General features: G+C 69.1%; 26 protein-coding genes. 11 read left to right on the top strand and 15 right to left on the bottom strand.

Annotation, left to right across the window (positions count from 1 at the left end; genetic code table 11):
• Positions 1 to 54: 54 nt before the first annotated feature.
• Both RPX00_RS10275 and RPX00_RS10270 read left to right on the top strand, forming a co-directional pair.
• The gene (locus RPX00_RS10275) at positions 55 to 3225 is read left to right on the top strand and encodes a BTAD domain-containing putative transcriptional regulator (protein WP_406639296.1); all 3171 of its coding nucleotides are present in this window, start codon (positions 55 to 57) and stop codon (positions 3223 to 3225) included.
• Positions 3226 to 3308: 83 nt separating this feature from the next.
• Entirely contained in the window at positions 3309 to 4334 is a 1026-nt protein-coding gene (locus tag RPX00_RS10270) for an amidohydrolase family protein (protein WP_406639295.1), read from the top strand.
• On the opposite strand, the gene RPX00_RS10265 is transcribed toward RPX00_RS10270, so the two are convergent.
• Positions 4301 to 4726 carry an SRPBCC family protein gene (locus RPX00_RS10265; protein WP_406639294.1) on the bottom strand — a complete coding sequence of 142 codons (426 nt, stop codon included), beginning with the start codon at positions 4724 to 4726 and terminating at the stop codon, positions 4301 to 4303. The two genes, RPX00_RS10270 and RPX00_RS10265, sit on opposite strands and share 34 nt — an antisense overlap.
• 110 nt (positions 4727 to 4836) lie before the next feature.
• On the opposite strand from RPX00_RS10265, the gene RPX00_RS10260 reads away from it, so the two are divergent.
• Positions 4837 to 5655 carry a helix-turn-helix domain-containing protein gene (locus RPX00_RS10260; RefSeq protein ID WP_406639292.1) on the top strand — a complete coding sequence of 273 codons (819 nt, stop codon included), beginning with the start codon at positions 4837 to 4839 and terminating at the stop codon, positions 5653 to 5655.
• Between the two features lie 74 nt (positions 5656 to 5729).
• Here the strand turns inward: RPX00_RS10260 and RPX00_RS10255 are convergent, their stop codons facing one another.
• Both RPX00_RS10255 and RPX00_RS10250 read right to left on the bottom strand, forming a co-directional pair.
• Positions 5730 to 6536, bottom strand: coding sequence for an ABC transporter permease (locus RPX00_RS10255; RefSeq protein WP_406639291.1), 807 nt, complete (start codon positions 6534 to 6536; stop codon positions 5730 to 5732).
• Positions 6533 to 7510: an ATP-binding cassette domain-containing protein gene (locus RPX00_RS10250; protein ID WP_406639290.1), complete on the bottom strand. Its 978-nt coding sequence runs from the start codon at positions 7508 to 7510 to the stop codon at positions 6533 to 6535. Before RPX00_RS10250 ends, RPX00_RS10255 begins: the two co-directional genes overlap by 4 nt.
• A gap of 111 nt (positions 7511 to 7621) precedes the next feature.
• Here RPX00_RS10250 and RPX00_RS10245 point away from each other — a divergent pair, with 111 nt between their 5' ends.
• A complete protein-coding gene (locus tag RPX00_RS10245) occupies positions 7622 to 8572 on the top strand; it encodes an endonuclease/exonuclease/phosphatase family protein (RefSeq protein ID WP_406639289.1) in 951 nt (316 codons plus the stop codon).
• Positions 8569 to 9003: an acetyltransferase gene (locus tag RPX00_RS10240; protein WP_406639288.1), complete on the top strand. Its 435-nt coding sequence runs from the start codon at positions 8569 to 8571 to the stop codon at positions 9001 to 9003. The genes RPX00_RS10245 and RPX00_RS10240 overlap by 4 nt, the downstream gene beginning before the upstream one ends.
• Here RPX00_RS10240 and RPX00_RS10235 read toward each other — a convergent pair.
• Positions 8990 to 9793, bottom strand: coding sequence for an SIR2 family NAD-dependent protein deacylase (locus RPX00_RS10235; protein ID WP_406639287.1), 804 nt, complete (start codon positions 9791 to 9793; stop codon positions 8990 to 8992). The two genes, RPX00_RS10240 and RPX00_RS10235, sit on opposite strands and share 14 nt — an antisense overlap.
• On the bottom strand, positions 9786 to 10094 hold the full coding sequence (locus RPX00_RS10230) for an antibiotic biosynthesis monooxygenase family protein (RefSeq protein WP_406639286.1): 309 nt from the start codon (positions 10092 to 10094) through the stop codon (positions 9786 to 9788). Before RPX00_RS10230 ends, RPX00_RS10235 begins: the two co-directional genes overlap by 8 nt.
• Before the next feature lie 55 nt (positions 10095 to 10149).
• Between RPX00_RS10230 and RPX00_RS10225 the strand changes: the two genes are divergently transcribed.
• The gene (locus RPX00_RS10225; protein ID WP_406639285.1) at positions 10150 to 11556 is read left to right on the top strand and encodes an AAA family ATPase; all 1407 of its coding nucleotides are present in this window, start codon (positions 10150 to 10152) and stop codon (positions 11554 to 11556) included.
• Here RPX00_RS10225 and RPX00_RS10220 read toward each other — a convergent pair.
• The gene (locus RPX00_RS10220; RefSeq protein ID WP_406639284.1) at positions 11532 to 12953 is read right to left on the bottom strand and encodes a M1 family metallopeptidase; all 1422 of its coding nucleotides are present in this window, start codon (positions 12951 to 12953) and stop codon (positions 11532 to 11534) included. The genes RPX00_RS10225 and RPX00_RS10220 overlap by 25 nt on opposite strands.
• 57 nt (positions 12954 to 13010) lie before the next feature.
• Here RPX00_RS10220 and RPX00_RS10215 point away from each other — a divergent pair, with 57 nt between their 5' ends.
• Complete coding sequence (locus RPX00_RS10215; RefSeq protein ID WP_406639283.1) at positions 13011 to 13763, top strand: alpha/beta fold hydrolase; 753 nt, start codon at positions 13011 to 13013, stop codon at positions 13761 to 13763.
• 46 nt (positions 13764 to 13809) lie between these two features.
• Here the strand turns inward: RPX00_RS10215 and RPX00_RS10210 are convergent, their stop codons facing one another.
• The 4 genes from RPX00_RS10210 to RPX00_RS10195 all read right to left on the bottom strand — a co-directional run bounded on the left by RPX00_RS10210 (position 13810) and on the right by RPX00_RS10195 (position 17466).
• The gene (locus RPX00_RS10210; RefSeq protein ID WP_406639282.1) at positions 13810 to 14763 is read right to left on the bottom strand and encodes an N-acetylmuramoyl-L-alanine amidase; all 954 of its coding nucleotides are present in this window, start codon (positions 14761 to 14763) and stop codon (positions 13810 to 13812) included.
• Between the two features lie 90 nt (positions 14764 to 14853).
• A complete protein-coding gene (locus RPX00_RS10205) occupies positions 14854 to 15729 on the bottom strand; it encodes an A/G-specific adenine glycosylase (RefSeq protein ID WP_406639281.1) in 876 nt (291 codons plus the stop codon).
• Positions 15730 to 15752: 23 nt separating this feature from the next.
• Complete coding sequence (locus RPX00_RS10200; RefSeq protein WP_406639280.1) at positions 15753 to 16244, bottom strand: beta-class carbonic anhydrase; 492 nt, start codon at positions 16242 to 16244, stop codon at positions 15753 to 15755.
• Positions 16245 to 16365: 121 nt separating this feature from the next.
• The gene (locus tag RPX00_RS10195; RefSeq protein WP_406642848.1) at positions 16366 to 17466 is read right to left on the bottom strand and encodes a LacI family DNA-binding transcriptional regulator; all 1101 of its coding nucleotides are present in this window, start codon (positions 17464 to 17466) and stop codon (positions 16366 to 16368) included.
• Positions 17467 to 17644: 178 nt separating this feature from the next.
• On the opposite strand from RPX00_RS10195, the gene RPX00_RS10190 reads away from it, so the two are divergent.
• From RPX00_RS10190 to RPX00_RS10180, 3 genes are read left to right on the top strand one after another with little or no spacing between them, the layout of a single operon-like run.
• Entirely contained in the window at positions 17645 to 18559 is a 915-nt protein-coding gene (locus tag RPX00_RS10190) for a metal ABC transporter solute-binding protein, Zn/Mn family (protein WP_406639278.1), read from the top strand.
• Positions 18559 to 19395, top strand: coding sequence for a metal ABC transporter ATP-binding protein (locus tag RPX00_RS10185; protein WP_406639277.1), 837 nt, complete (start codon positions 18559 to 18561; stop codon positions 19393 to 19395). Before RPX00_RS10190 ends, RPX00_RS10185 begins: the two co-directional genes overlap by 1 nt.
• A 3-nt stretch (positions 19396 to 19398) precedes the next feature.
• A complete protein-coding gene (locus RPX00_RS10180) occupies positions 19399 to 20283 on the top strand; it encodes a metal ABC transporter permease (RefSeq protein WP_406639276.1) in 885 nt (294 codons plus the stop codon).
• Here RPX00_RS10180 and RPX00_RS10175 read toward each other — a convergent pair.
• Positions 20280 to 20963, bottom strand: a complete 684-nt coding sequence (locus RPX00_RS10175; RefSeq protein WP_406639275.1) for an NAD(P)-dependent oxidoreductase — start codon at positions 20961 to 20963, stop codon at positions 20280 to 20282. The genes RPX00_RS10180 and RPX00_RS10175 overlap by 4 nt on opposite strands.
• 106 nt (positions 20964 to 21069) lie before the next feature.
• Here RPX00_RS10175 and RPX00_RS10170 point away from each other — a divergent pair, with 106 nt between their 5' ends.
• Entirely contained in the window at positions 21070 to 21432 is a 363-nt protein-coding gene (locus RPX00_RS10170; protein WP_406639274.1) for a winged helix-turn-helix transcriptional regulator, read from the top strand.
• Here RPX00_RS10170 and RPX00_RS10165 read toward each other — a convergent pair.
• The 4 genes from RPX00_RS10165 to RPX00_RS10150 form a co-directional block, all read right to left on the bottom strand.
• On the bottom strand, positions 21386 to 22702 hold the full coding sequence (locus tag RPX00_RS10165) for a hypothetical protein (protein ID WP_406639273.1): 1317 nt from the start codon (positions 22700 to 22702) through the stop codon (positions 21386 to 21388). The genes RPX00_RS10170 and RPX00_RS10165 overlap by 47 nt on opposite strands.
• Positions 22703 to 22754: 52 nt before the next feature.
• Positions 22755 to 23978: a DUF445 domain-containing protein gene (locus tag RPX00_RS10160; protein WP_406639272.1), complete on the bottom strand. Its 1224-nt coding sequence runs from the start codon at positions 23976 to 23978 to the stop codon at positions 22755 to 22757.
• A gap of 43 nt (positions 23979 to 24021) precedes the next feature.
• The gene (locus RPX00_RS10155) at positions 24022 to 25197 is read right to left on the bottom strand and encodes a DUF445 domain-containing protein (RefSeq protein ID WP_406642847.1); all 1176 of its coding nucleotides are present in this window, start codon (positions 25195 to 25197) and stop codon (positions 24022 to 24024) included.
• Positions 25198 to 25279: 82 nt separating this feature from the next.
• A complete protein-coding gene (locus tag RPX00_RS10150) occupies positions 25280 to 26509 on the bottom strand; it encodes a DUF445 family protein (protein WP_406639271.1) in 1230 nt (409 codons plus the stop codon).
• Positions 26510 to 26601 lie beyond the last annotated feature (92 nt).

Below are 26601 nucleotides of genomic sequence, written 5' to 3'. Positions count from 1 at the left end.
ACACTTCCGTCGGGCCCCGACACAGCCGGGCCTTCGTCTGGAAAGCTGGACCGTATGCGCCTCGCGCTACTGGGTCCGCTGCGAGCGGAAGGGGAGGACGGCACGCCGATCGACATCGGCGGAGCCCGCCTTCGCATGCTCCTTTCCCGGCTCGCACTCGACGCTGGTCGCGCGGTCCCCGCCGAGGTGCTGATCGACGGGCTGTGGGGCGCTGAGCCGCCGGCCGACGCCGCCAACGCGCTCCAGTCGCTCGTCTCGCGGCTGCGTCGCGCGCTGCGGCCCGCGGAGGTCGAACTGGAGTCCGTCAACGGCGGTTACCGGCTCGCGGTGCCGCCGGAGGCGGTGGATATCCACCAGTTCGAGCAGCTGTCCGCGGAGGGCCGCCGGGAGCTTGCCGCTGGCCGGGACGGTACCGCCGCCGAAGCGCTCTCCGCCGCGCTCGCGTTGTGGCGCGGAGCGGCGCTCGCGGACGTGCTCGACGCGCCGTTCGCCGCCGCGCCCGCGACGCTGCTGGAAGAGCGGCGCACGGAGACCACTGAGGACTGGTTCGAGGCCGAGTTGCGGCTGGGACGGCACGCGGACGTGCTCGCGGAACTCACCGCGGCGGCGCAAGCCCATCCGCTGCGGGAACGGTTGGCTGGCCTGCGAATCCGTGCGCTTTCCGCGGCCGGACGGCAGGCGGACGCACTCGCCGCGTACTCCGCGATCCGCACGACGCTGGCCGACGAACTGGGCGTGGACCCGTCGGCTGAGCTGCAGGAAGTGCATCTGCGTGCGCTGCGCGGCGAGTACACGCCGGTCGCCGCGGTGGCGGACCGGCTGCCGCAACGGCTGACCAGCTTCATCGGCCGCACCGACGAGCTGAAACTGCTGGCTGAGCTGCTCGAAGGGGCTCGGCTGGTCACTCTCGTCGGTCCGGGTGGCGCGGGTAAGACGCGGCTCGCGACGGAAGCGGCTTCGCGCCATCCCGCACACTCGCGCGGCCTGGTGTGGTTCGTGCCGCTGGCTGGTGTGCGAGACGCCGAGGACGTGTTGTCCGCGCTGCTCAACGCGTTGGAGGTCCGCGATCTCCGTACCGCGGAGACGGACGCGCGGCGGTGGCAGGTTGATCCGTTCGAGCACGCGGTGGAAGCGCTCGGCGGCGCGGAAGCGTTGCTGGTGCTGGACAACTGCGAGCACCTCGTGGACACCGCCGCGGAGCTGGCCGAGAATCTGCTGCGGCGGCTGCCAGCGCTGCGGGTGCTCGCCACGAGCCGGGAACCGCTGGCGATCACCGGCGAAGCGTTGTGCCCGCTCGGTCCGCTGCCAGTGCCGGACGAAGCCGCGCCGCCCGCGGACGTCGGCACGCTCGATTCCGTCCGGTTGTTCCTCGACCGGGCGATGGCGGTCCGGCCGGGCTTCCGGCTCGATGAGTCCACAGTGGACGCGGTGCGGCAGATCTGCCGCCGGCTCGACGGAATGCCGCTCGCGCTCGAACTGGCCGCCGCGCGGTTGCGGTCGATGACCGCCGAACAGATCGCCGAACGCCTCGACGACCGGTTCCGGCTGCTCACCTCCGGCAGCCGGACGGCGTTGCCCCGGCAGCGCACGCTGCGCGCCGTGGTGGAGTGGAGCTGGGATCTGCTGAGCGACGCGGAGGTCCGGCTCGCGCGCAGGCTCGCGGTGTTCGCGGCGAGTTTTTCCGAGGAGGCGGTGGAAAACGTCTGCGCGGACGACGAACTGCCCGCGGCCGACATCGTGTACGTGCTGGGTTCGCTGGTCGAAAAGTCCATTGTGGACGTAGTGGGCACGCGGTATCGGCTGCTGGAAACCCTGCGTGCCTACGCGACCGAGCGGCTCGCCGAATCCGGCGAGCGGGAGCGGATGCGGACGGCGATGGTCGCGTACTACACGGAACTGGCCACCCGCAACGAACCGTTGCTGCGCGGGCGGGATCAGCTCCAGGCGATCGACGTCTACGAGCACGACAGCGACAATTTCACCTCCGCGCTGCGGGCGGCGATCGAGTCGGGTTCGGCGGAATTGGCGGCCCGGCTGCTGTTCGGGCTGTTCTGGTATCTCAACATCGTCGGCCAGAACGAGCGGGCCGTGCAGTTCGTGGACGAGGTGCTCGAACTGGGCGAGGCGCTGCCGCCGGATGTGTCGGCGAGCCTGCGGCTGATCCAGGTGCTGATGCGGGCCATGGCCGGTCCGCACGAAAAGGTCGACGTGCCCGCGCTGGTCGAGGAATGCGTGCGGACCGGTGCGGCAGAACGGAATCCGTGGCTGTGGGTGGGGTTGCCGATAGTGGCTTACCTCAACGGCGAGCGGGACCTGGCGAAGCGCGAGATCCGCCGGGCCGTCGAACGGGACGACGTCTGGGGCCGCGCCGCCGGGCGCTGGGCGGAAAGCTTCGTCCTCGGCGACACCGGCGACCTCGAAGGCGCGGACCGGGCGCGAGACCTCGCGCACGAGGGCTTCGCCGAGGTCGGCGACCGCTGGGGCCTCGGCATGACGCACGGGTTCCGGGCCGCGGCGCAATCGCAGTCCGGCGACCACGAAGCAGCGATCGCGGGGTACACCGAGGGCTTGCGGCTGGTGATGGAGCTGCGGTCCCGCGACGACATCGTGCAGCAGTGGTGGCGGCTGGCGGTGGAACGGTCCCGCGCCGGCGATCAGGAGGGCGCGTGGCGGGACATGGAAGCCGCGGAACGCTACGCGGCTTCCGGCGGCAACAACGGGCTGCGGCTGATCGTCCTGCTCGGCCGCGCTGAGCTGCTGATCCGCGAGGGCAATCTGGCCGAGGCGCGCGAGACGTTCCGGGAAATGAAATCGGCCGGGGCGGCGTGGTCGATGCCCGACGGCTTCGAGATGGAGTGGCTCGGCGCGATCGAAGGCAGTCTGCTGCTCGCCGAAGGCCGCCCGGACGAGGCGGAACCGGCCGTGTTCGCGGTGATCGAGCAGACGGCCGGGCGCTTCGACATGCCGGACCTGGCCGGAGTGGTGGAGCTGCTGGCGCGGATCCGGTACGCGCAGGGCCGGCTGGAGTCGTCCGCGCGGATGCTGGCGCTGAGCGCGGTGGTGCGCGGGCGGTTCGACCTCGGGAGCCCGGAGGTGCGGGGGCTGATCGAGAACCTGACCCGGGAGCTGGGCACTGAACGCTACGAGGCGCTCGTGGCCGAGACCTCGCGGCTGAACCGGGCCGAGGCGATCGAGGCGGTTCGGGAGGAACGCGCCGCGGGTTAGCGCTGATAACCGGATATTGCTTCCATCGATGTTTCCAGTGATACGCTGAGCTGAGTATCACTGGAAACATCGAGGAGCTTGCCGTGCGTATCGTCGCCCTTGAAGAACACGTGGTCCTGCCCGTCCTGCGCGACGCGTGGGCGAAAGCGGGGCTCCGCCCGCACGGCTATCCCGACGACCATCCGGTCACCCGACGCCTGAGCGAAGTCGGCGACAGCCGTCTCGCCGACATGGACGAGCAGGGCATCGACGTCGCGGTGCTGTCCCTGTCCTCGCCCGGCGTGCAGAACCTTCCAGCGGCCGACGCCGTGCCCGTCGCGCGCGAAGCCAACGATGCGCTCGCCGAGATCGTCGCCGCCAATCCGTCGAGGTTTCAGGCCTTCGCCGCTCTCCCGACGTCCTCGCCGGAAGCTGCCGCCGAGGAGTTGGAGCGTGTGGTGAGTCTCGGCTTCCGCGGCGCGATGCTGTACGGCCGTACCGGCGACAAACTGGCTGACGCGCCGGAGTTCGACGTCCTCTACGGAACCGCTGAACGGCTCCGCGTCCCACTACACTTTCACCCGCAGGCCCCGGTGCAGGCGGTCCAGGACGCGTACTACTCGGGGCTGCCGGGCGGCGTCGGCGCGGCGCTGGCGACCGCCGGACTCGGCTGGTACTACGACCTCGGCGTGCAGTACCTGCGGATGATCTTCTCCGGCGTGTTCGACCGGCATCCCGAACTGCAGGTGATCGCCGGGCACTGGGGCGAGGTCGTGCTGTTCTACCTCGACCACGTCGGCTTCCTGCAAGAGATGGCCGGGCTACGGCAGCCGCTGGCCGACTACTTCCGCCAGAACTTCTGGATCGCGGGTAGCGGCACGGTCAGCGAACGCTACCTGCGCTGGACGGCCGAGGTCGTCGGGACCGAGCGGATGCTCTACTCGACGGACTACCCGTACACCTTCGGCACTCGGCCTGGCGGATTTCCTTACCTGGACACGAGTGGCGGGGTCGCGCGGTCCTTCCTGGAGAACGCGCCCTTCACCGAGGAGGAGAAGGCCGCCATCGGCTCCGGCAACTGGGAGCGGCTGACCGGTCATCTCGCGGGTGATCCCGGCTCGCTGAGGTGATCAAGGGTCCGCTTGATCACCTCCATTCCGGCCGACATCGCCTTGGCCATCGGCTCAGCCAGTTCGTCGGGGAGCACGTCGCGGATCCACGTGAGGCGGCACCGCTGTTCTCCGTCGGGGAGAACCTGCATGGCGGCGTTGTCGTGTTCGGGCTGGACGTTCCCGCCGACGACCGCGTAGACGATCCGGCGCGCGTCGTGGTCGACGGTGACCCGCCGTTCCCGGACGACCGTGCGGTCGGCGAAGGTGACGACCCGGCAGTCGCCCTCCGCCTGGCTGTCCAGCACGAACCCCGGCGCCATCCGCCGAGGACCCGCGGCGAAGTCGCCGATCACCTCCCACACGTCGTCGGCACTGGACTCGAGCACTGTTTCTTCGCGAATGGACGCCATGTCTCCTGCTTCGGTTTTTCGTTCTGTACCAACAGGATCCTGCCCGGTCCCGCCCCGTGCGTCTTGAAGATTCTTGCGGAATTGTCAGACCCTCGCCGTAGCCTCCGGGGGTGCTCTCCTTCGTCGATCTCGCCACGCGCCCGGAATTCGCCGTCGGGGCGGTGGACTGCCGAGACGATCACCGCCGCTGGTCGGCCGAGCAACCGCACGAGGACGTGCGGCTCGTGCTCGTGCGCCGGGGCAGGTTCCGCCGCCGGGTCCGCGGCGTGTGCGCGGACCTCGATCGCACCGTCGGCTACCTCGGGCTGCCCGGCGAGGAGGAGCACTTCGCCCATCCAGCCGGCGGCGACCGGTGTACGTCGATCTCCCTGGCCCCCGGGCTCTGGCGCACCCTGGCCGGCGACGCACCGCTGCTGGACCGCTCATCGCTGTACGTGGACGGCGCGCTCGATCTCGCCCACCGGCAGCTCCTCACCGCCACCCGCGCCGATACGGGCTATGCGGCCACCGAGAGACTGATCGGCCTGGTGGCCGCCGTGGTCAAGCAGGTCGTGGCCACCACCATCCCGGGCAGCGCCCCGGCAGGCGACCGGGCACTGGTCGCCCAAGCCCGCGCCGCGATCGGCGCGGATCATCCCGCCGCGGCTGGGCTGATTCCGCTCGCCGCGCTGCTTGGCGTCTCGCCCTACCGGCTGAGTCGCGCCTTCACCCGCGAACTGGGCGTGTCGCTGACCCATTACCGCAACCGGGTGCGCGTAGCCCGCGCGCTGGACCGCCTGGAGGCAGGCGAACCCAGCCTGGCCGCCCTCGCCGCCGACCTCGGGTTCGCCGATCAAGCCCACCTGTGCCGGACTGTGCGCACCCACCTCGGACACACCCCGACCGCTTTGCGCCGGCTGCTCGCCCGTGCACCCGACAAGAAAAAGTGAGTGTCTGTGTCCGGCTGTGGAACCCGGACACAGACACTCACTTCGCAGCGCCCACACCCCCGTGAAGGACGCCCTCAGACCCGCTTGCGGTAGGCCCACGTCGCGAGCGGGAAGAACACCACGACCGCACCGGCCATCCACGCCAGTGCGCCCAGCAAGGAGCCGCCGTATGCGACACCGCCGTTGAGCAGGCCGCGCATCACGTCGGACATCAGGCTCACCGGGCTGATGTCCGCCCAGGCCTTGAGCCAGCCCGGCATCGTGGCCGTCGGGAGGAACACGTTGCTGCCGAACGTCAGCGGCATGATGAAGACGAACATCAGGCCCTGCGCCGCGCCAGGGGACTTCATCAGCATCCCGACGAACACCGAACCCCAGCAGAAGCACAGGCCGAACGCGACCGCCAGCAGGATCGCGAGGATGAACTCCCCGGGACCGGTCTGCACGCGGAAGCCCATCACGGTCGCCACGACCAGCAGCACCGCCAGGCACACCACGTAGCGCACGAGGTCCGCCAGCACCGCGCCCACCAGCGGTGCCGAACGGGCGATCGGCATGGCGCGGAAGCGGTCGAAGACGCCCTTCGTGATGTCGGTGTTGAGCTGAGTGCCGACCGACAGGGACGCCTGCAGCACGTTCATCACGACCAGGCCCGGCACGAACGACTGCAGGTAGTTCTCGATCGAACCGCCCAGCGCGTTGCCGAACAGGTAGGTGAACATCAGCAGGAAGATGATCGGCATCAGCGTGACGTCGGCCAGCTGTTCCGGATTCTTGCGGATCTTCAGGATTCCCCGCCAGGCAAGCGAAAACGCGTGCTTCGCGCCCTGGACCGGGCTGATGTGCCGGGGCGGGGCCGCCACGGCGGTCGCGGTGGTCACGAACGGCTCCCTTCGAGTTCGCGCTCCGGCTTCGGTTCTTCGGCGGTGTGCCCGGTCAGCGCCAGGAACACCTCGTCGAGGCTGGGCAGCCGCAGCGCCAGTTCGTCCGAGGTGATGCCCGCCGAGTCGAGACGGCGCACCAGAGTGGACAGCAGCACCGGGTCGGAGACCGGCGCGGTCAGCAGTCCGGTCGCGTCGTCGCGGACCGGCCGGACGCCGGTGAGTTCGGCCAGGATGCGGTCGACCTCGTCGAGGTCGCGCAGAGACGTCGGCCGCACCTGCAGCGTCTGCCCGCCGACGCGCCGCTTCAGCTCGTCGGCGCGGCCGTCGGCGACCACGTGGCCGTGGTCGAACACGGTGATCCGGTCGGCCAGCTGGTCGGCCTCCTCCAGGTACTGCGTGGTGAGCAGCACCGTCGCGCCGTCGGCGACGAGGCTGCGGACCACCGTCCACACCTCGTTGCGCGCGTGCGGGTCGAGTCCGGTGGTCGGCTCGTCCAGGTACAGCACGGCGGGACGGCCGACGAGGCTCGCCGCCAGGTCGAGCCTGCGCCGCATCCCGCCGGAATACGTGCGGATCGGCCGCTTGGCCGCGTCGGTCAGCTCGAACCGCTCCAGCAGTTCGGCCGCCCGTGCCCGCGCGTCGGCCCGGGACAGGTTCAGCAGCTTGCCGATCAGCACCAGGTTCTCGGTGCCGCTCAGGTCCTCGTCCACCGACGCGTACTGCCCGGTCAGCCCGATCAGGCTGCGCACCCGGACCGGATCGCGGACCACGTCGTAACCCCCGACCGTGGCCCGGCCCGCGTCGGGTCTCAGCAGGGTGGCCAGGATGCGGACCGCGGTCGTCTTGCCCGCGCCGTTCGGCCCGAGCACCCCGACCACCTTCCCGAACGGGACCTCGAGGTCCACCCCGTCCAGCGCCTTCGTCTCCCCGAAATGCTTGACCAGGCCCTCGGCCTGGATCGCGTGCGACATGTCGCGCCTCCTCCTGTGTCGCTTCAGCACACAATGGACGGAGGCGCTGGCAAGCCGCGCACACGGCGCTGACACGGACCTGTCAGCGGCTGCCCGGCATACTCTTCGATCATGGTGATGGAGGCGCGAACGCGAACCCGGCTGGTCACGGGCCTGTTCGTGCTGCTCGGGCTGCCGTTGCTGGCAGTGGCCGTGCTGCGCACGATCGGCTGGGACGGCTTCTGGTACCTGACCGCGCTGCTCGCGCTGACGCCGTACGTGGTCATCTACGGCGTCCTGCTCGCCGCTCTCGCGTTGCTGCTGCGGCGGTGGTGGGTCGGCGGTGTCGCGCTCGTGCTGTCGGTGCTGCTGGCGGTGTACGTCGCGCCTCGGGTGGCTTCTGACGACCAGCCCGCGGCGAAGGGGAAGACGGTGCGCGTGCTGGCGGCCAATCTGTACCTGGGCCAGGCCGATCCGGCGGCGCTCGTGCGGCTGGTCCGGGAGCAGCGGGTCGACGTGCTGAACCTGCTGGAGATGACCCCGCACGCGATGTCCGGGCTGGAGAAGGCCGGGCTGTTCCAGACGTTGCCCTACCGCGTGATGCACCCGGCGTCCGGGGTGGACGGTTCCGGCATCGTGTCGCGGTACCCGCTCACCGAACAGGACTACACCGGCGATTCGACCCAGAAACAGCCCAGCGCGGAGGCCGATCTCGGCGGCGGGACGACGCTGGAGATCGTGGCGGCGCATCCGCGGTCGCCGGATTCCGGGTACTACCAGTGGGAGCAGGAGATGCGAGACCTGTCGCGCGCGATCGGGGAGCACGGCCTGCGCGTGGTGGCGGGCGATTTCAACGCGACCCTCGACCACGCCGCACTGCGGACGGTGCTGTCTCGTGGATATGTCGACGCGGCGGAGGCTCGCGGCGACGGGCTGATCCCGACGTGGTCGACCGCAGCGGTCCCGCTCGTCCCGCTGGACCACGTGCTGGTGGATCGCCGGGTGGCGATCCGCGATTACCAAGTGTTCGATGTGCCCGGGAGCGATCACCGGGCGGTTTACGCGGAGGTGCAGTTGCCGTGACGACTTTGCGACCAAGCCGAGGGGAAGCTGAATACCCTCGTCTGCTGGAGGTCTGGCGCAGCGCGGTCGAGGCGACGCACGACTTCCTGGCTCCGGCGGACGTCGAGTACTACGCCGCGCGCGTCCCGCTCTACTTCCCTCAGGTGGACCTGACCGTGGCCGAGGTCGACGGAATCGCGGCGGGTTTCTCGGGAATCGCCGAGGGAAAGCTGGAAATGCTGTTCGTGCACGACGATTTCCGTGGCCGCGGGGTCGGGACGACATTGCTGCGCGCGGCGCTGGACCGTCACCCGGATCTCACGCTCGACGTGAACGAGCAGAACCCGCAGGCGGTCGGCTTCTATCTGCACCACGGGTTTGAGGTCGCCGGACGGCAGGAAACCGACGCCGACGGACGTCCGTTCCCCCTGCTGGAACTCAAACGAGCTTGACCAACGTCTCCAGCGCGCCGGCGGGAATCGAAATCCCGCGCCCGTGCCGGATCTGCGGTTCTCGCGGATTGATCCGGATCAACGCCCCCGTCGCCGCGCTGGCGAGTTCGGCATACCGCCGCACGGTCGGAACCGCTTGTCCCGCACCGATTTCGACCACCACCGCGTCGCGATGCGCACGACGCCAGGCGGCCAGCTCGTCCAGCTGTTCCTGACTGCGATCGGGAACCCAGTCGAAATCGCCGAACATGAGGATGTTCGGCCGCGCCAGGCCGCCGCAACGCGGACAGGACGGTAGCGGCGGCCGGGCGCGCATCGTCGTCTCGTCGAGATCGATCGTGACGTCGGCGGCCGACCAGATTTCCCGCGAGCACCCGGACAGGCACTGCAGATGATGAATCGACCCGTGCGCCTCGGCGACGTGGGCAAATCCCGCGGTCTGGAACTGTCCGTCCACATTGGAGGTAAACACGCGCACGCCACCGGGTTTCGCCTGGCCGCACTCCAGCAGCAGGCCGAACCCGCGATGCGGCACCGTTTCCCGGTACAGCGCGAGCCGGTGCCCGTAGAAACCCCAAGCCAGCTCGGGATCCGAGGCGAAGTGCCGAGGGTCGGCCAGCTCCTCGAACCGCAGCCCAAGCCCGGCGTACGGCGGATACGCGCGCCAAAACCCTTCCCCGCCACGGAAATCGGGCAGGCCGGAGTCAACACCCATCCCGGCGCCGGCGCACACGAGCAGCGCGCCGGCACCGGAGATCAGCTCGGCGGCGCGGGAAAGTTCGTCACTCACCCGGCTTCGATGCCTGCACGACCTCGAACTCCAGCAGGTTCGCGCCGGTCGACACCGGGTTCTTGCGCTCGCCCGCGTGCGCCTCGCGAGACGGGCCCTTCGCCCAGGCCTGGTAGTGCTCCTCGGTTTCCCACTTCGTGTACACGAAGTATCGCGTCTCGCCCGCGATCGGGCGAAGCAGCTCGAAGCCGAGGAACCCTTCCTGGTCGTCGACGGAGTGCAGCCGCGCGGCGAAGCGCTTCTCCAACTCCGGGCCGGCGCCTTCAGGGACCTCGATTGCGTTGATCTTGACCACTGCCATGTACACAGCCTACTTACGGCTGGCCCGTCTTCACGGTTCGTGCCACTCTGCTCACATGGGGGACGACGAAGTCTTTGGCACCGAACTGGCCCGCAACCTGCAGAGCCTGGTGAAGGCCGCGGCCGATTCGACCGGTTCGGGCAACGGGAATGAGCTGATCGACCGCGTCACCGGCCACCTCGGCGTGCCGCTCGCGCAGGCGCTGGTGGTCACGCGCAACTTCGAGGACTGGGAGCACGCGACCATCCAGGCCGGGGTCGACGCGTACCTCGCCGAGCGCGGGACCGGCGCGGACTGGTTCGGCATCGCCGGTGGCTTGCGCGGCCATGAAGACCTGGTCGGCATGCTGTTCACCGCTAAACAGAACGGCCACTACGAGCTGGGCTCGGTGGACTACGCGACCGTCGCGATCGGCCCGGACAAGGCGGCGGACGTCGTGCAGCTCGGCCTGGTCGGCACGGTCGCCCCGGACGGCGCCCGGGTGCTCATCGGCGTGCGCGGCACCAACCCGCAGTACGGCCAGCCGTACTGCCGCCTCGAGGTGCTCGCCGCGGACCGGCGGGCGGCCACCGAGACTCGCGATCGCATCGAGCAGCTGATGGCCGAGCACGACGTGCTGCGCGGCCAGGTGATCGCGTTCGGCTTAAGCGAGCATCGCAACAACGAGCTAGTCACTTTCCTGCCGCGACCCGAGCTGAGCAGCGAGGACGTCGTGCTACCAGACGGCATCCTGGAAGCGATCGAACGGCACACCCTCGGCATCGCGGAACACGGCGCGCGGCTGGCCGCGGCGGGTCAACATCTGAAGCGCGGCCTGCTGCTGCACGGCCCGCCGGGTACTGGCAAAACGCACACCGTCCGGTACCTCATGGGTCAGCTTCCCGATTGCACGGTCGTGATCCTGACCGGCAGCGCGATGCGGTTCATCTCGAAGGCAGCGTCGCTGGCGCGCCGGCTGCAGCCGAGCGTCATGGTGCTGGAGGACGTCGACCTGATCGCCGAGGATCGCGACCTCGCGCACGGTCCGACGCCGCTGCTGTTCAGCCTGCTCGACGCCATGGACGGGGTCGGCGGCGACGCGGACGTCACCTTCCTGCTCACCACCAACCGGGCAAGCAGTCTGGAGAAAGCGCTGGCAGACCGTCCCGGCCGGGTCGACCTGGCGGTGGAAGTGCCGTTGCCGGACGCCGCTGGCCGGGAAGCGTTGCTGCGCCTGTACTCGCGCGGCCTGGAGCTGACGGCTGACCTCGCCCCGGTGGTCGAGGCGACGGACGGCGTCACGGCGTCGTTCATGAAGGAGCTGCTTCGCCGGGCATCGCTGCGCGCGCTGGCGCTTCGGCCGGACGACCCGGTGCGGGTCGGTGACCCCGAGCTAAGCGAGGCGCTGGCCGAGATGAACGACTCGCGCAGCAGCCTGACCAGGTCGTTGCTGGGCAGTCACGGCCGCAACGGGCCTGGGTAGAGATCGGCGTCCGACGGCAGCTTCGTCCCGTGGAACCAGTCGGTCAGGAACCCGCTCAAATCGCGGCCGGCGACGTGCGACACGAGCTTCTCGAAGTCCGCCCACGTCGCGTTCCCGTTGCGATGCTGGCCGACCCACTCGTGCAGCACCTTGTCGAACGCCGCTTCGCCCAGCTCCCGGCGCAGCGCGTGCACGGCGAGGATGCCCTTGTCGTACGCGCCCTCGAACAGGTGCTCCGGGCCCATGTCGACGAGCTTCTGGCCCCAGAAATCCGTGCTGCCCTTGGTGATTTCGACGGCCGCGCGGTAACGGTCGTCCAGGTTCTGGCCCTCGCGTTCGCCCCACAGCCACTGTGCGTACGACGCGAAGCATTCGTTCAGGCAGATGTCCGCCCACGAGTTGAGCGACACCGAATCGCCGAACCACTGGTGCGCGTTCTCGTGCACCAGCGTCAGGATTTCCGCCCATTTCGCATAAGTGGGACGGGTTTGCGTCTCCAGCGAGAAGTGGATGTTCTCGTCGAGGTAGATCCCGCCCGCCGCGCTCTGCGGGTATTTGCCGAACTTGCTTTCCAGGAACGAGATTACCTCGGGCAGCCGGTCGCCGGTGGCCTCGCGGGCCTCGGCTCCCGGCGCGTAGCCGGAAACGATCGGCGTGCCGTCCGGCAGCGTGGAGCGCTGCACGGTGAACTTGTCGATCGCGATCGTGGTCAGGTAGCTCGCCACCGGATTCGGATCCGCCCACGTCGTGGTGGTTTTGCCGTCCTTGGCGCTGGTGCCCTGTTCGCGGCCGTTGGACAGCACCGTCCAGCCGGTGGGCACGTGCGCGGTCACCGTGAACGTCGCTTTGTCGCGCGGGGTTTCGTTGACCGGGTACCAGAACGACGCCGAATGCGGTTCGCCGACCAGGTACGCGCCGCCGTCCTCGGAGCGGGCCCAGCCGTTTTCCGACCCGCCGTCGTGCGGGGTTTTCGCCGGAACGCCCGAATAACGCACGCGCGTCCGGAACGTCGAACCTGACCGCAATGGTTCGGCCGGGGTCACGATCAGCTTGTTCTTTTCCCGGCTGTACTTCGCCGGTTTCCCGTCGACCTCCACTCCCGCGACGTCCAGCCCCCGCAGGTCGAAGTCGAAGCGGCTGAGGTCTTGAGTCGCTTTCGCGGAGACCGTGGTGTCGCCGTCGAGGCGGCCGCTTGGCGGGTCGTAGCTGACGTCGACGTGGTAGTCGAGGGCGTCGTACCCGCCATTGCCGTCCTCCGGGAAGTACGGGTCGCCCGCGGTGTTCGCGCCCGGTGCCGGATGCATCGGCGGCGGCGGAGCAGCGGGCGCGGCAGGGCTGCACGCGGACAGCGCAAGCACGCCGATGAGGGCGAGGACGGCGGTCTGGCGGCTGCGCATTCCTTCACCCTAAGGGCGCCTTTGTGATGAAGTAGCAGTGAAAACCCGGGAGGATTAATGCGACCAGGCCTGATTGACTTCGGGGGCGACGAACGCCCCGGCGTGTCGATCCTGCTGCTGCACGGGCTGATGGGCCGCGCCCGCACGTGGTGGCCGGTCGCGCAATGGCTCAAGCGATACGGCCGGGTGCGTGCCCTCGACGCGCGCGGCCACGGCCGGGCGCCACACACCGGGCCGTGGACCACCGAGCGGTTCGCCGAGGACGTCGCGGACGTGCTGGCCGATCTCGGCCCATCGGTGCTGATCGGGCATTCGATGGGCGGGCTGCACGCGTGGGCCACCGCGGCGAAATACCCGGAGCTGGTGCGCGCGGTGGTCAGCGAGGATTTCGCCCCGGACCAGCGCGGGCGCACCGTCGAGACCTGGCGCGGCTACTTCGAGAGCTGGCCGGTCCCGTTCCAATCGCTGGCGCACGTCCGCGAGTTCTTCGGCACCGCTGGCGACTACTTCACCGAATGCGTCGAGGAACGTGAGGACGGCTATCACCTGATCGCCGACCTGGAGAACCTGTACGAGATCGCCGCCGAATGGGGCCGCCGGGACTATTGGTCCATTGTGGACGGCATCCGCTGTCCGCTGCTGCTCGTCGAGGGCGAGCACACGGCGATGCCGGCCGGTCAGCAGGCCGAGGTCGCGGCGCGCGTGCCAGGGGCGCGGCATCTGGTCGTGCCCGGTTCGGCGCATTTGCCGCACGCCGAGGCACCCGAGACCTATCGCGGCGCGGTGGAGGCGTTCCTGTCCGGCCTGTGACGCCTCACGCGTGCCGCCCTCGCTGGCATGCGTGAGGCGTCCCCGGTCAGCGGGCCAGCTCGGTGCGCCACGCGGCGGTCGAGCGGTCCGCCGGCACGATCAACGGCCAGACGTCCGAGCCGAGGTACGCGGATTCGTCGCCGGCCCGAGCCGCGGTGCAGCTGTCGCGGGAAAGCCCGTGCTCGGCAGCCAGCGCGGACACCGCGGCCGCGGTCGCCTTGCCGAACACTCCGTCGGTGGGCACGCCGAAACCGGCCGCGCGCAGGAACCGTTGCGCGGTCATCACGCGCGGCCCGGTGTCACCCGGCTTGAGCAGCGGCCACTCCGGCGCGTCGAGCCGCGCGACGGACATGCCGAGCTGGCGGCCGACCGCGTCACGCAGCTCCGGAAGCCGGTCGTAGAGCACCTGGCCGCAGCACTCGGTCGAGTTGAAATCGCGGTGGCCCTTGATGAACTCGGGCGTGATGCCGTATTGGTGCGCGATGTAGGTGATCAGCTGCACGAGCGAATCCCACAGCGCGACCGGCACGTCGACCGTGCTGTAGAGGCCCTCGTTCTCGATGCCGAGGCATTCGCTGTTGTGGTTGCCGACGTTCGCGCCCTGCACGTGCTGCGTCCCGCCGCGCAGGATTTCGAGGCTGCGGTGCCGCCCCTCGGTCACGAAGCCGCCGCGGCTGTTCGTGAACTGCTGGCCGGTGTCGATCCAGCCGCGGGTGTCCATGTGGAAGTTCTGGATGTCCCGCGAGATCTGCAGCGCGTGCGCCAGCGAGTAGTCGGTGTTGTTGCCGGGGTCGACGGTGTGGTGCACCACGATGTACGTCGGCTTGTGGTTCTCCACCACGATCGCGCCCGACGCGGGCCGGGCGTTCCACTCGGCCGTCGAATGGATGACCGGGGTGGTGGCGGCCGCCGCGGATTTCGCTCCGGCAAAGCCCAAAGCGCCCACGGCGGTGGCGGTGAGGCCGCCCTTCAAGACGGCACGACGCGTTGCTTCCCCCATGCGGAACTCCTCAGCCCGGAAGTGCGACCGGGGAAAGCTAACCCGGCATCCCGGGGGTGACAACTTTTTGCCGACTTTCGTCGTAGTGCGTCAGTGTTCCCCGGGCAGTGCGAACAGCCCGTCGTGGGTTTGCTCCAGCAGACCGTCCACGAGCAGCGAATCCAGGCACCGGTCGCGCTGGCCGGACTCGTGCCACACCAGGTCCAGCCGCGCCTTCTCGACCGGCCCCTCGCTGCCGCGCAGGACGTCCAGCAGCAGTCCGCGGACCTGCCGGTCGGTGCCGGCGAACTTCTGCACCGGCTTGGCCGGACCGGCGTACTCGGGACGGCCGTTGTGCTGCCACGCGCATTCGGCGTAGATCGGGCAGTCCGCGCACTTCGGCGACCGCGCGGTGCAGATCAGCGCGCCCAGCTCCATCAACGCCGCGGACAGCTTCGCCGCCGGCGCGTCTTCAGCGGGCAACAACGCTTCGACATCCGCCATGTCACGCGTGTTCGACGCCGGGCCAGCGTCACCCGCGCCATGAACGGCTCGCGCGACGACCCGTCGGACGTTCGTGTCCACGACGGGCGCACGCTTGCCGTACGCGAACGCCGCCACCGCGCGCGCCGTGTACGCGCCGATGCCGGGCAACGCGAGCAGCGTGTCGACGTCAGACGGCACGACGTCGCCGTGCTCCTCAGCAATGACGGTGGCGGCGGCATGCAGCCGAAGCGCGCGACGCGGGTAGCCGAGCTTGCCCCACGCGCGCACGACCTCGCCAGTGGTCTCCGCGGCCAGCGCTGAGGGCACCGGCCAGCGGGCCATCCACTCCAGCCAGATCGGCTGGACGCGCGAGACCGGCGTCTGCTGCAGCATGATTTCGCTGACCAGCACGCCCCACGCCGAACAATCCGGCTCCCGCCACGGCAGGTCGCGGCCCACCTCGGAGAACCACTCGATCAGAACGTCGGTGTCTACAGCCACCCCGCCATTGAATACGACGGCCGTTACTTGACCTCGGTCAGGCTCCCGGCCTTCACGTCGTAGACGAATCCGCGCACGTTGTCGTTGTGCAGGAGGAAGTCGCTGCGCCGGGCACGCTCCATCGACGTCCGCACGCTGTCCTCGACCTTGCGGAACGCCTCGACCGCCCAGGTCGGCCGCAGCCCGGTGGCGGCTTCCAGTTCGTCCTTGAACTCGTCCTCGGTGACCGTGGAGAGACCGCAGTCGGTGTGCTGGACGATCAGCACCTCGCGGGTGCCGAGCTTGCGCTGGCTGAGCGCGAGCGAACGGATCATGTCGTCGGTGACCACCCCGCCCGCGTTGCGCAGCACGTGCGCCTCGCCCTGCAGCAGCCCGAAGATCTCGAACACCCGGATCCGGGCGTCCATGCAGGTCAGGATCGACACGTGCAGCGACGGCCTGGGGGAGGACCGGTCGCCGGGGACGATGTCCCCGATTTCCTGATTACGCTTGAGCAGCACGTCGATGGAGGTCATGGGGCACCTTTCGGCCTGCGCTTTCCCGCGGGACGCGGGCGGTTCTGTCCATGGAACCGGGCAAGGGCCGTGCGCACAATGCGGTGGGCGCGAAATCACGGCAAAGGCTGGGGTGAACCGGTCAGCCCCCGAACCAGGGCTCCTCAACCGTCCGCGGCGGCGCCGACGTCCTCCCGACCCGCAGCTCAGTCGGCAGCGTGATCACCTTCGGGCCCACTCGCTCCGCCGAGCTGAGCAGCAGCCGTCCGGCCACCTTGCCCTTCTCCAGCACCGGCTGATGCACCGTCGTGAGGCCGGACCGCTCCGCCTCGGCGATACCGTCGAAACCGGTCACCGTGAGGTCGAGCGGCACCCGCAGCCCGCGTCGCGCGGCCTCGGCCAGCGCACCGAGCGCGAGGATGTCCGAGGTGCAAACCAGGGCCGTGACCTGCGGATACGCGTCCAGTAGCTGGCGTGCGGCCGAGGCGCCGTCGTCCACCGTGTGGTCGAAACGCTCGACCACCGGCACGGTCGCCCAGTCGACGCCGGCCGAGGAAAACGCCGTCGCCAGCGCCTCCAGCCGGGTGCGCTGCACGTGGAAGTGCGCGCCGCTCTGCCGTTCGGCGGTGACGAAATCGTCATTGCGCTCGCGGCCCAGCCGCATGCAGAGCACGCCGACCTGCCGGTGGCCGAGCGCCACCAGATGGTCGGCGAGCTGCGTGACCGCGGCGGCGTCGTCCGGGCCGACGCGATCGATGCCTTCGATGCGCGGCTGGTCGATGATCACCGTGGGCACCGGCCGCTCCATGACGGCCGCGAGATGCGGGTCGTCGTCGGGCACGGAGTACACGACGAACCCGTCCACGCCCGCGCGGTGCACCGCGGCGAGGTCCTCGCGACCGGGGCTGGCCGGCACGAGATGCAGGCCGACGCCCGCGTCCTCGCAGGCCAGCGCGAGCCCTTCGAGCACGCCGACGGCGGCCGGGTCGCGGAAGGCGTAGGAAAGGTTCTCGGTGAGCAGCAGCCCGACCGCGCCCGCCTTGCGGGTGCGCAGCGAGCGCGCGACCGGGTCGGGACCGGGGTAGCCGAGCCGCCGCGCGGTCTCGAGCACCCGGCGGCGCAGTTCGGGGGACAGCTGATCCGGGCGGTTGTAGGCGTTGGACACGGTGGTCCTGGACACCCCGAGTTCCGCCGCGAGCGACGCCAATGTCGCCTGCCTCCGGGTGCGAATAGGACGGCCCATCCGCAAACCGTAACGGTTCAGATCGTTTTCCAGAAGCGACACCCCTGTGGTGAGCGTCTCGATCCGTTCGGTGATCACGAGGGGGTGCGACCACCCGGTGGAGTGAGGCACGCCGTTCGGATGGGGTAAAGTGAATCTGACAACGGTTTCCATTAGCAGTTTGACCCAGGAGTGCCCGATGACTTCCCGCCGCACCACGAGCGTCCTCGCCGCCGCGTCGGCTCTTGCTGTGTTCACGCTCGGCGCGTGCTCCAGCACGTCGTCCTCGACTGGTTCCGGGGCGGGAGGGGGAACGGGCGATCAGGTGAAGGTCGTCGCCTCCACCGATGTCTGGGGCAGTGTCGTGTCCGCCGTCGGAGGCGACAAAGTGCAGGTCACGTCGATCATTCACGATCCGTCCGCCGATCCGCACTCGTACGAGTCCACCGCCGACGACGCGCTCGCGGCCAAGAAGGCGCAGCTGACGCTGGGCAACGGCGGCGGCTACGACGAGTTCTTCACCAAGCTCTCCGGCGAGGCGGCTTCGGCGAAGAAACTGGTCGCCTACGACATCGCCGCGCCGGGCGAGGAGAACGAGCACGTCTGGTACGACCTGCCCGGCGTCGAGAAGGTCGCGGACCAGGTCGCCGCCGCGCTCGGCGAGATCCAGCCCGCGTCGAAGCAGAAGTTCGACGACAACGCCAAGGCGTTCAAGGGCCAGATCGACGGCCTGATCAAGAAGGCGGGCGCGCTGGGCACCGCGCACCCGGACACGAAGGTCGTCGTCACCGAACCGGTCGCGCACTACCTGCTCAAGACCGCGAAGATCGCCGACGCCACCCCGAAGGCGTTCTCCGACGCGATCGAGAACGAGACCGACGTGCCGGCCGCGGCTGTCTCCGAGTTCACCAAGCTGATCAAGGAGAAGCAGGTGAAGGCGCTGGTCAACAACGTGCAGACGGTCACCCCGCTGACCAAGCAGGCGGTCGCCGACGCGAAGGCGTCCGGGGTCGCGGTGGTCGACGTATCCGAGACGCTCCCGGCGAACGTCACGGGCTACATTGACTGGATGACCAAGGATGTGGACTCGCTGTCGGGGGCTCTGAACAGCTGATGTCCGTCCAGCTTCCGGAAGCAGGCCCCGCGGTCCGCGTGCGCGGGGCCGGGCTCGCCTTCGGCGACCGCACCCTCTGGTCCGGTTTGGACCTGGACGTCGAACCGGGCGAGTTCCTGGCCGTCCTCGGCCCGAACGGATCCGGCAAGAGCAGCTTCCTGAAAGCGTTGCTGGGCATGCAGACGCTGTCGGCGGGCACGGTGGAGATCGCAGGCGGCCGTCCGGGCGGGGCGAACCGCAAGGTCGGCTACATCCCGCAGCAGCGCGCGATCGACGATTCGCTCACGCTGCGCGGCGTCGACCTGGTCGGCCTCGGGCTGGACGGCCACCGCTGGGGTCCTGGCCTCGCCGGAATGCGCGCGCGGAAACGCCGGGTGGCGGCGGCGATCGAATCGGTCGGCGGCACGCGATATGCGAAGCAGCCGGTCGGGAGGCTGTCCGGCGGCGAGCAGCAGCGGCTCCGGGTGGCGCAGGCGTTGGTCGGCGACCCGGCGGTGCTGCTGTGCGACGAACCGCTGCTGTCGCTGGACCTGGCGCACCAGCGCGCGGTGAGCGAGCTGATCGACGCGCGGCGGCGCGAAGCCGGGTCCGCGGTGCTGTTCGTGACGCACGAGATCAACCCGGTACTGCAGTTCGTCGACCGCGTGCTGTACCTGGTGAACGGCCAGTTCCGGATCGGCAAGCCGGACGAGGTGATGACCTCGGAGACGCTGTCGGACCTGTACGGCACGAAGATCGAGGTGCTGCGCGTCGGCGGGCAGATCCATATCGCCGGTGCGCAAAGCGCGCTGTGCGAGGACGAACCGCATCACCACGAGCAGGAAGCAGTGGGCTGAGCCTTGGACGGCATGTTCGACTTCGCCAAGACGTGGGAGCTGATCGCGGAACTGGACAGCGTCCGCATCGCGTTGATCGCGGCCGCGGTGCTCGGTTTGCTGGCCGGTGTGCTCGGCCCGCTGATCGTGATGCGCCGCATGTCGTTCGCGGTGCACGGCACGTCCGAACTGGCGTTCACCGGCGCGGCCGGCGCACTGCTGCTTGGCGTCGGCGTCGAGTACGGCGCGCTGGCCGGTGCCGTCGCCGCGGCGTTGCTGCTGGGCATCCTCGGCATCCGCGACGCCGACCGCGATTCGGTGATCGGCGTGATCCTGTCCTTCGGGCTGGGCATGGGCGTGCTGCTGCTGTCGTTCTACAAAGGACGGTCGGCGAACAAATTCGGCATCCTGACCGGCCAGATCATCACAGTGGACAGCACGAACCTGACCGCGCTGGTGATTTCGGCGGCGGCGGTGCTGGCGGTGCTCGCGCTGATCTACCGGCCGCTGCTGTTCGCGAGCGTCGACCGTTCGGTGGCCGAGGCACGCGGCGTGCCGGTCAAGACGTTGACGGTGCTGTTTTCCCTGCTGGTCGGTGTCGCGACGGCGTTGAGCGTGCAGGTGGTCGGGTCGCTGCTGGTGGTCGCGCTGATGGTGACCCCCGCCGCGGCTGCGGCCAGGGTGACAGCGAGCCCGTTGCGCGCCACGGTGTTGTCGGTGGTGTTCGCGGAGGTCGCCGCACTGGGCGGCATCGTGCTGTCGCTGGCCCCGGGGTTGCCGGTGAGCGCGTTCGTGACGTCGATTTCGTTCTTGATCTACCTGGTGTGCCGGGTGATCGCGTGGGTCCGCGACCGCCGGCGCGGGGTGCGGACGACCCCGGCGGCAGTGACCGCGGTTCCGGTCGGCTAGCGGTAGACGGACACCTGCTGGCGCGAGAAGGTCGGTGCCTCGATCTGGTCGAGGACGGCGGTCGCCAGGTCCGCATAGGACAGTGGGACGTTCGCTGAGCGGACCTCGAGCACGTCCCCGGCCAGCCGATACTCGCCGGTCGCCGGTGCTTCGAGCGACAACCCGGGCGGTGGCGTGACGACCAGCCAGTCCGTCGATGCCTGCGCACGCCAGGCGGCCAAGCCTTTCATCCGGGCCTCGGCGAAGGGACGCAAGAAAGCCGGAAAGGCCGAGGCGTCCTCGAACACCCGGCCGCTGCCGGTGCGGAGAGTCGCGGCGAGACCGATTTCGATCACCCGGGTTCCCCGCGCGGCTTGAGCGAGATTCTCGACCAGACGCACGAAGTAGTCAGGATCGAAGTCTTCGAAGGATTCAGGCGGGGCACTGAACGGCGTCACCGCATTCACCAACGCGGCGACGTCGCCAGGCAACACGGCCGCGACGCTGTCCGAGTCGGTCAGATCGCCCGCGACGACCGTGACCTCCTCCCCGAGGGCGGCCAATCCGGAATGCCGCGCCGGGTCCCGAACGACGGCGAGCACCGGGCGGCGACGCCGCAACGCCTCGGTGACCATGGCGAGCCCGGCGCGGCCGCCAGCGCCGAAAACCACGAGCGGGCTGTTTCGCTGTTCGGGCACCATGAGCTGGACGGTATCCACGGGCAACTGGTTACCGCAACGAAACCGGAGGCGAGCGAAGATGGCTCCCGACGCCCGGCACGGCACCCGGATAGACCCGGCATGCCCGATGGCCGCATTCCCTTTCCGGGTCGGCGGGAAGTGGACCGGAATGGTCGTCGTCGCGTTGCTGGACGGCCCGCTCCGCTTCAGTCAGCTCCGGCAAACCTTGGGTGCCAGCAGCGCCAAGGTCCTCGCCGAAACCCTGCGCGACATGACCCGCGACGGTCTCGTCAGCCGCACCGACCACCAGGCCAATCCGCCCCACGTCACCTACGAGCTGACTGACCTCGGGCGCAGCCTCCTGCCCGTCATCGACGCCATGCGCGAGTGGAGCGACCAGCACCTGGCCGACCTGCTGGCACACCGCGGCACCTACCCGTCCCCTACCGGATCGGATGCTTCGCCAGCGCGTCCTTCACCGCCGCGATGAACCCCTCGTCGGTGAACGGCACCAGCCCGCCCGAGACGTTCCGCTCCACCGCCTGCAACACCACCACGTGCGAGTTCACGAACTGGTCCACCGCCTGCGACTGCGGCGTCTTGTCCGTCGAATACGCCAGATAGGTCAGATTCGTGAACGCCGCCTCCAGATACCGCGACGACGCGAGGCTGAACGAGTCGCCGTAGATCAGGGTCGGCTGGTCGATCGTGCCGACGATGGGCGGAGCCGAGCGGTGCACCGGCTGGTCGATGCTGCCGACGAATTCGCCCGCGCGGTCGGTGACGCCGTCCGGGCGCAGGTTGTACCGGGTGTTCGTCTTGACGCCGGTTTGGCCGAGCAGCAGCGGCAGGTCCGCGACCGCGTCGTACTGGCCGTCCGGGGCGCTCAGCCAGCTGTTCGTGGTCCCTGGCTTGATCGTGTCGGCGAGCGCTCGGGTGAGGACGAGGCCGCCTTCGTCGCGCCAGTGCGTGTCGTTGGGGGCGTAGATCGGATGGCCGACCCGGGCCGCTTCGGCGGCGAGTTGCGGGCGCAGGTCGAGCGAGTGTCCTTCGGTGGTGATCTTGTACCAGTCGTTCGGCGAAGCGGCCTGCGAACATTCCTTGCCCGGATAGCTGGCGGGCAGGAACTGCGGCACCATCGTCGTCTTGTCCGGCGTCACCACGAACACGAACTTCCGGCCGGACGCCTCGACCGCCGCGCGCAGTTCGTCGATTCGCTTCATCGTCGTGTCGACGTCCTGGGTCGGCGTGCACTTCGCTTCGGAGTCGTAGCCGTAGTACAGCCAGCCGTCGGAGCCCTGCACCACCTTGCGGTATCCGGCCTGGCTGGACCCCGGTCCGCTCGGCAGCGACGGACCCGTGTTCGGCGTGCCCGGCTGTTGCAGCGGCGGAGCCGGGATCGGGCCGGTGTTCGACGCCGAACCCTGGTCGAGCGGGGCGGCCTCGCCGAAGACGCCCTCGCTGATCCCGTTCGCCGCGTTGATCGCGGCCGCGCGGAACGACAGCTGATCGGTCGCCCATTTGGGGAGGTTGGTGAAGAAGCTGAAGCCCTCGCCGATGCTGGGGAACCCGGCGAGCTTGTGGTTCTCGATCTCGCTCGGCCGGACCCCGACGACCCACAGCATGGTCGGGGTCACGAAGAACAACAGGGCGCTGATCAGCGCGGTCAGCTGTCGTTTGCCGTGCCTCGGGCGATGCAGCGCGTGCTCGCGGGGCAGGTAGGCCTCGTGGACAGCGGGCAGCTGTGGTGGCTCGGACACGCCCTCACGTTAGTCAGTTCGAGTGAGGCTGGCGCGAACAACCGCCGAAAAGTCAGCCGAGCATGAGGAGGACTTGCAGTTCGCCGACGAGGAACCCGATCACGCCGCCGACCGCGATCAGCTTCCATTCGTCCTGCCGGAACGCCGGCCGCAGCAAGCCCTCGAACTCCAGCGGCGTGAGCGCGAGCATCCGCTGCTCGACCATCTTCGCGACGTCCATCGCCTCGGTCAGGTACCCCTCGGCGTAGCGCGCGGTCAGCGGCAGTTCGGCCAGCGCCCGCTGCGCCGCGGCGTGCTTCATCTCCTGCAGCCGCTGCGTCCCGACAGCGAGCGCGACCACCGGTTTCGCGGCGCTGACCTGCGCGTCCACCGCGTGCCCGACGGCGCGTTCGACCATCGCCACGAGCCGGTCCGACTTCGGGCCGCGCAGCAGGGCGTCGAGCAGGTTCGGGACGGTCAGCACCTCGTTGGCGACCAGTTCGCCGTATTGGCGGGCCACCTCGGCGCGGCGCCGCTGGAACTTGCCCTGCAGGATCACCCGGCCCAGCCGGACCGGCTCGCGCGGCAGGAAGATCATCTTGATCGCCAGCCAGTCGGTGAACAGCCCGATCGCGCCGCCGAAGATCGGCAGCACCAGCGGCTGCCGGGTCAGCGCCCACACCAGCGCTTGGACGAGACCGAGCACGAACCCGAACACGATCCCGGCGCGCGCGATGAACGTCATCTCCGGCCGCGAGGTTTCGCGGATCAGCCGGACCAGCAGCGCCCGGTCGCGGGTGAGCCGTTCGACCGTCATGTGCCGGACGTCGAGCACGTCGTCCAGGTTGTCGCGGACCTCGTCCAGGAACTCCCGCACCAGCTGCGGCGTGCTCGCCTGCACCTGTTTGATCAGCAATTCCTGCGCGATCGTGGGCATGACCTCCCACAGCCGCGGATGATGCTGTTCGAGCACGTCGCGGGCGATCCCGTCGACCGCGCGCAGCAGCGGCTGTTCGAGTTCGCGGGTGATGATCACCGGGTCGACGCGGGCGAAGACCTCGTTGATGTCGAGCAGGTTCGAGGTGAGCAGGTCGGTGGCGATCGCGGCCATCCGGCCGCCGTGCTTGGGCACCACGCCCTGCCAGCCGAAAACCGGCCGGATGCCGATGAATTCGAGCGGGCGGAACATCATCTCGATCGCGACGCGCTTGGTGACGTAGCCGATCAGCGCGGCGACGAACGGCATCGAGACGTACACCGGCCAGTGCCGCGCGAGATCGTCCAGCACCGCGTCCACCCGGGTCTCCTCCCCGTTCCGGAAGGAAACCGTATCGCGTGTGCTAGCCGAGGAGCAGCAACGCCTGCAGTTCGCCGACGAGCCCGCCGATCACCGCGCCGACCGCGATCAGCTTCCATTCGTCCTGCCGGAACGCGGGCCGCAGCAGCTGTTCGAATTCGAGCGGGCTGAGCCGGCGCATCCGGTCCACGATCGTGTTGCGGACGTCGAGCGCGTTCACCGCGTACGTCTCCGCGTGCCGGATGGTGTCCGGCACCCGCTCGGCGGCCTTCGCGGCGGCGACCTGCTTCATTTCCTGGAACCGCTTGGTACCCACCGCGATCGCGACGAACGGCTTCACGACGCTCGCCTGCGCGTCGATCGTCTTCTGCACCTCGCGGCTGATCAGCGAGAACAGCCGGTCGGCTTTCGGCCCGCGCAGCACGGCTTCCAGCAGGTTCGGCACGGTGATGATCTCTCGCGCGATCATGTCGCCGTAGTCGGCGGCCACCTCGTCGCGGCGCTTCTGGAACACGCCCTGCCAGTTGTAGAAGCCGAAGAACCGTTTCGGCTCGCGCGGCAGGAAGATCATTTTGAGTGCGAGCCAGTCGGTCAGCCAGCCGATCCCGAGCCCGAACAGCGGCAGCACGATCGGCGACCGCGTCAGTGTCCAGACCAGCAGCTGCACGCACCCGAGAATGAACCCGAACCAGATGCCCGACCGCGCGATGAACCGCATTTCCGGCCGCGAGATGTCGCGGATCAACCGGTTCAGCAAAGCCTTGTCGCGCACCAGGTTCGTGACGACCATGTGCTTGAGGTCGAGCACGTCCTCGATGTTCTGGGAAATCTCGCGCATGATCTTCGTGATCGCCCGCGGCGCCTCCGCCTGGACGCGTTTCAGCAGCAGTTGCTGCGCGCCGGACGGCAGCATTTCCCACAACCTCGGCTGATAGGTCTCCATCACCTCGCGGGTGACGTCCTCGACCACGCGCAGCAGCGGCTGTTCGATCTCCTTCGCGACCTGCGCCGGGTCGAGCCGGGCGAAGATCTCCTGCGGATCGACGAGATTGGTGGTGAGCATTTCGGTCGCGGTGGTCGCCATCCGCTCGGCGTTCGCGGGCAGCACGCCCTGCCAGCCGAGGAAGGGTTTGAGACCGACGAATTCGAGCGGCCGGAACATCATCTCGATGGCGACGCGTTTGGTGACGTAGCCGATGAGTGCCGCGATGAACGGCATGGAGACGTACACCGGCCAGTGCTCGGCGAAAGTGTGCACGCGCGTCCCCTCCGTGTCGCTCACCGGAACGGTAACCCGCGCGTCAGTGGAGCAAGAGCAGCACCTGCAGTTCGCCGACGAGCCCGCCGATCACCGCGCCGACCGCGATCAGCTTCCATTCGTCCTGTTTGAACGCCGGCCGGAGGATGCCCTCGAACTCCAGCGGGGTCAGCTGCTGCATCTTCTCGACGATGGTGTTGCGGACGTCGAGCGCGTCCGTCGCGTAGCTCTCGACGTGTTTGACGGTCTCCGGCAGATACGCGATGGCCTTCTCCGCCGCAGCCTGTTTCATCTGCTGGTACTCGCGCCCGCCGACCGCCAGCGCGACCAGTGGCTTCGCGAGACCGGCCTGCGCGTCGACGGTCCGCTGGACCTCCCGCGTGACGAGCGCGAACAGCTTGTCCGCCCGCGGTCCAGTTAGGACAGCTTCGAGGACATTCCCCGCGGTGAGGACTTCTTCCGCGATCAACGCGCCGTAGTCCGCGGCGACCTGCGCGCGGCGTTTCTGGAACATGCCCTGCCACGTGAAGAACAGGAACCGGCGCGGCTGACGCGGGTAGAAGATCATTTTGAGTGCGAGCCAGTCCGTGACGAAGCCCGTGACGAAACCGAAGATCGGCATGATCACCGGCTGTTTGGTCAACGCCCACGCGATCAGCTGGACGAGCCCGATGACGAATCCGAAGCCGATCCCGCTGCGCGCGATGAACCGGAACTCGGGCGCGGCGACCTCGCGGATCAGCCGGCAGGTGAGCGATTTGTCCCGGACCATGGCGTTGATCAGCATGTCGTTGACGTCGAGTACTTCGTCCACGTTCGACGACACTTCCCGCATCAGCCGCTTGACCACCTCGGGCGCCTGCGCGCGGACCCGGTCCACCAGCAGTTGCTGCGCGCGGGCGGGCAGCATTTCCCACAGCCGCGGCTGGTAGGTCTCGAGCACCTCGCGGGTGACCTCGTCGACCGCCTTCAGCAGCGGTTCTTCCAGCTGCGCGACCATTTCCTCCGGATCGAGCCGGGCGAAGACCTCGCGCGGGTCGAGGAGATTCTTGGTCAGCAGGTCGACCGCGGTGGTGGCCATCCGCCGCGAGTTGGCCGGGATGACGCCCTGCCAGCCGAGGAACGGCCGGATGCCGCGGAACTCGAGCGGCCGGAACATCATCTCGATCGCGACGCGTTTGGTCAGGTAGCCGATGAGCGCCGCGATGAAGGGCATCGTCGCGTACACGTGCCAGTGCGCGGCCAGGTCGGCTGCGATGGCTGAAAGGTCCATACGTCTGCCCCGTTCGCCCGCGCGGTAGGTCGAGGGGACAGGATGCCATGCGTGACGTCGGGTTTGGCGCTTCGTAATGCAGCCGTTTGGCG

It is taken from the genome of Amycolatopsis sp. WGS_07 (genome assembly GCF_045278895.1).
In the GTDB taxonomy this organism is placed as follows: Bacteria; Actinomycetota; Actinomycetes; order Mycobacteriales; family Pseudonocardiaceae; genus Amycolatopsis.
Note: the sequence above shows the minus strand (reverse complement) of the source record. Positions and strands in the feature narration are given on the sequence as shown.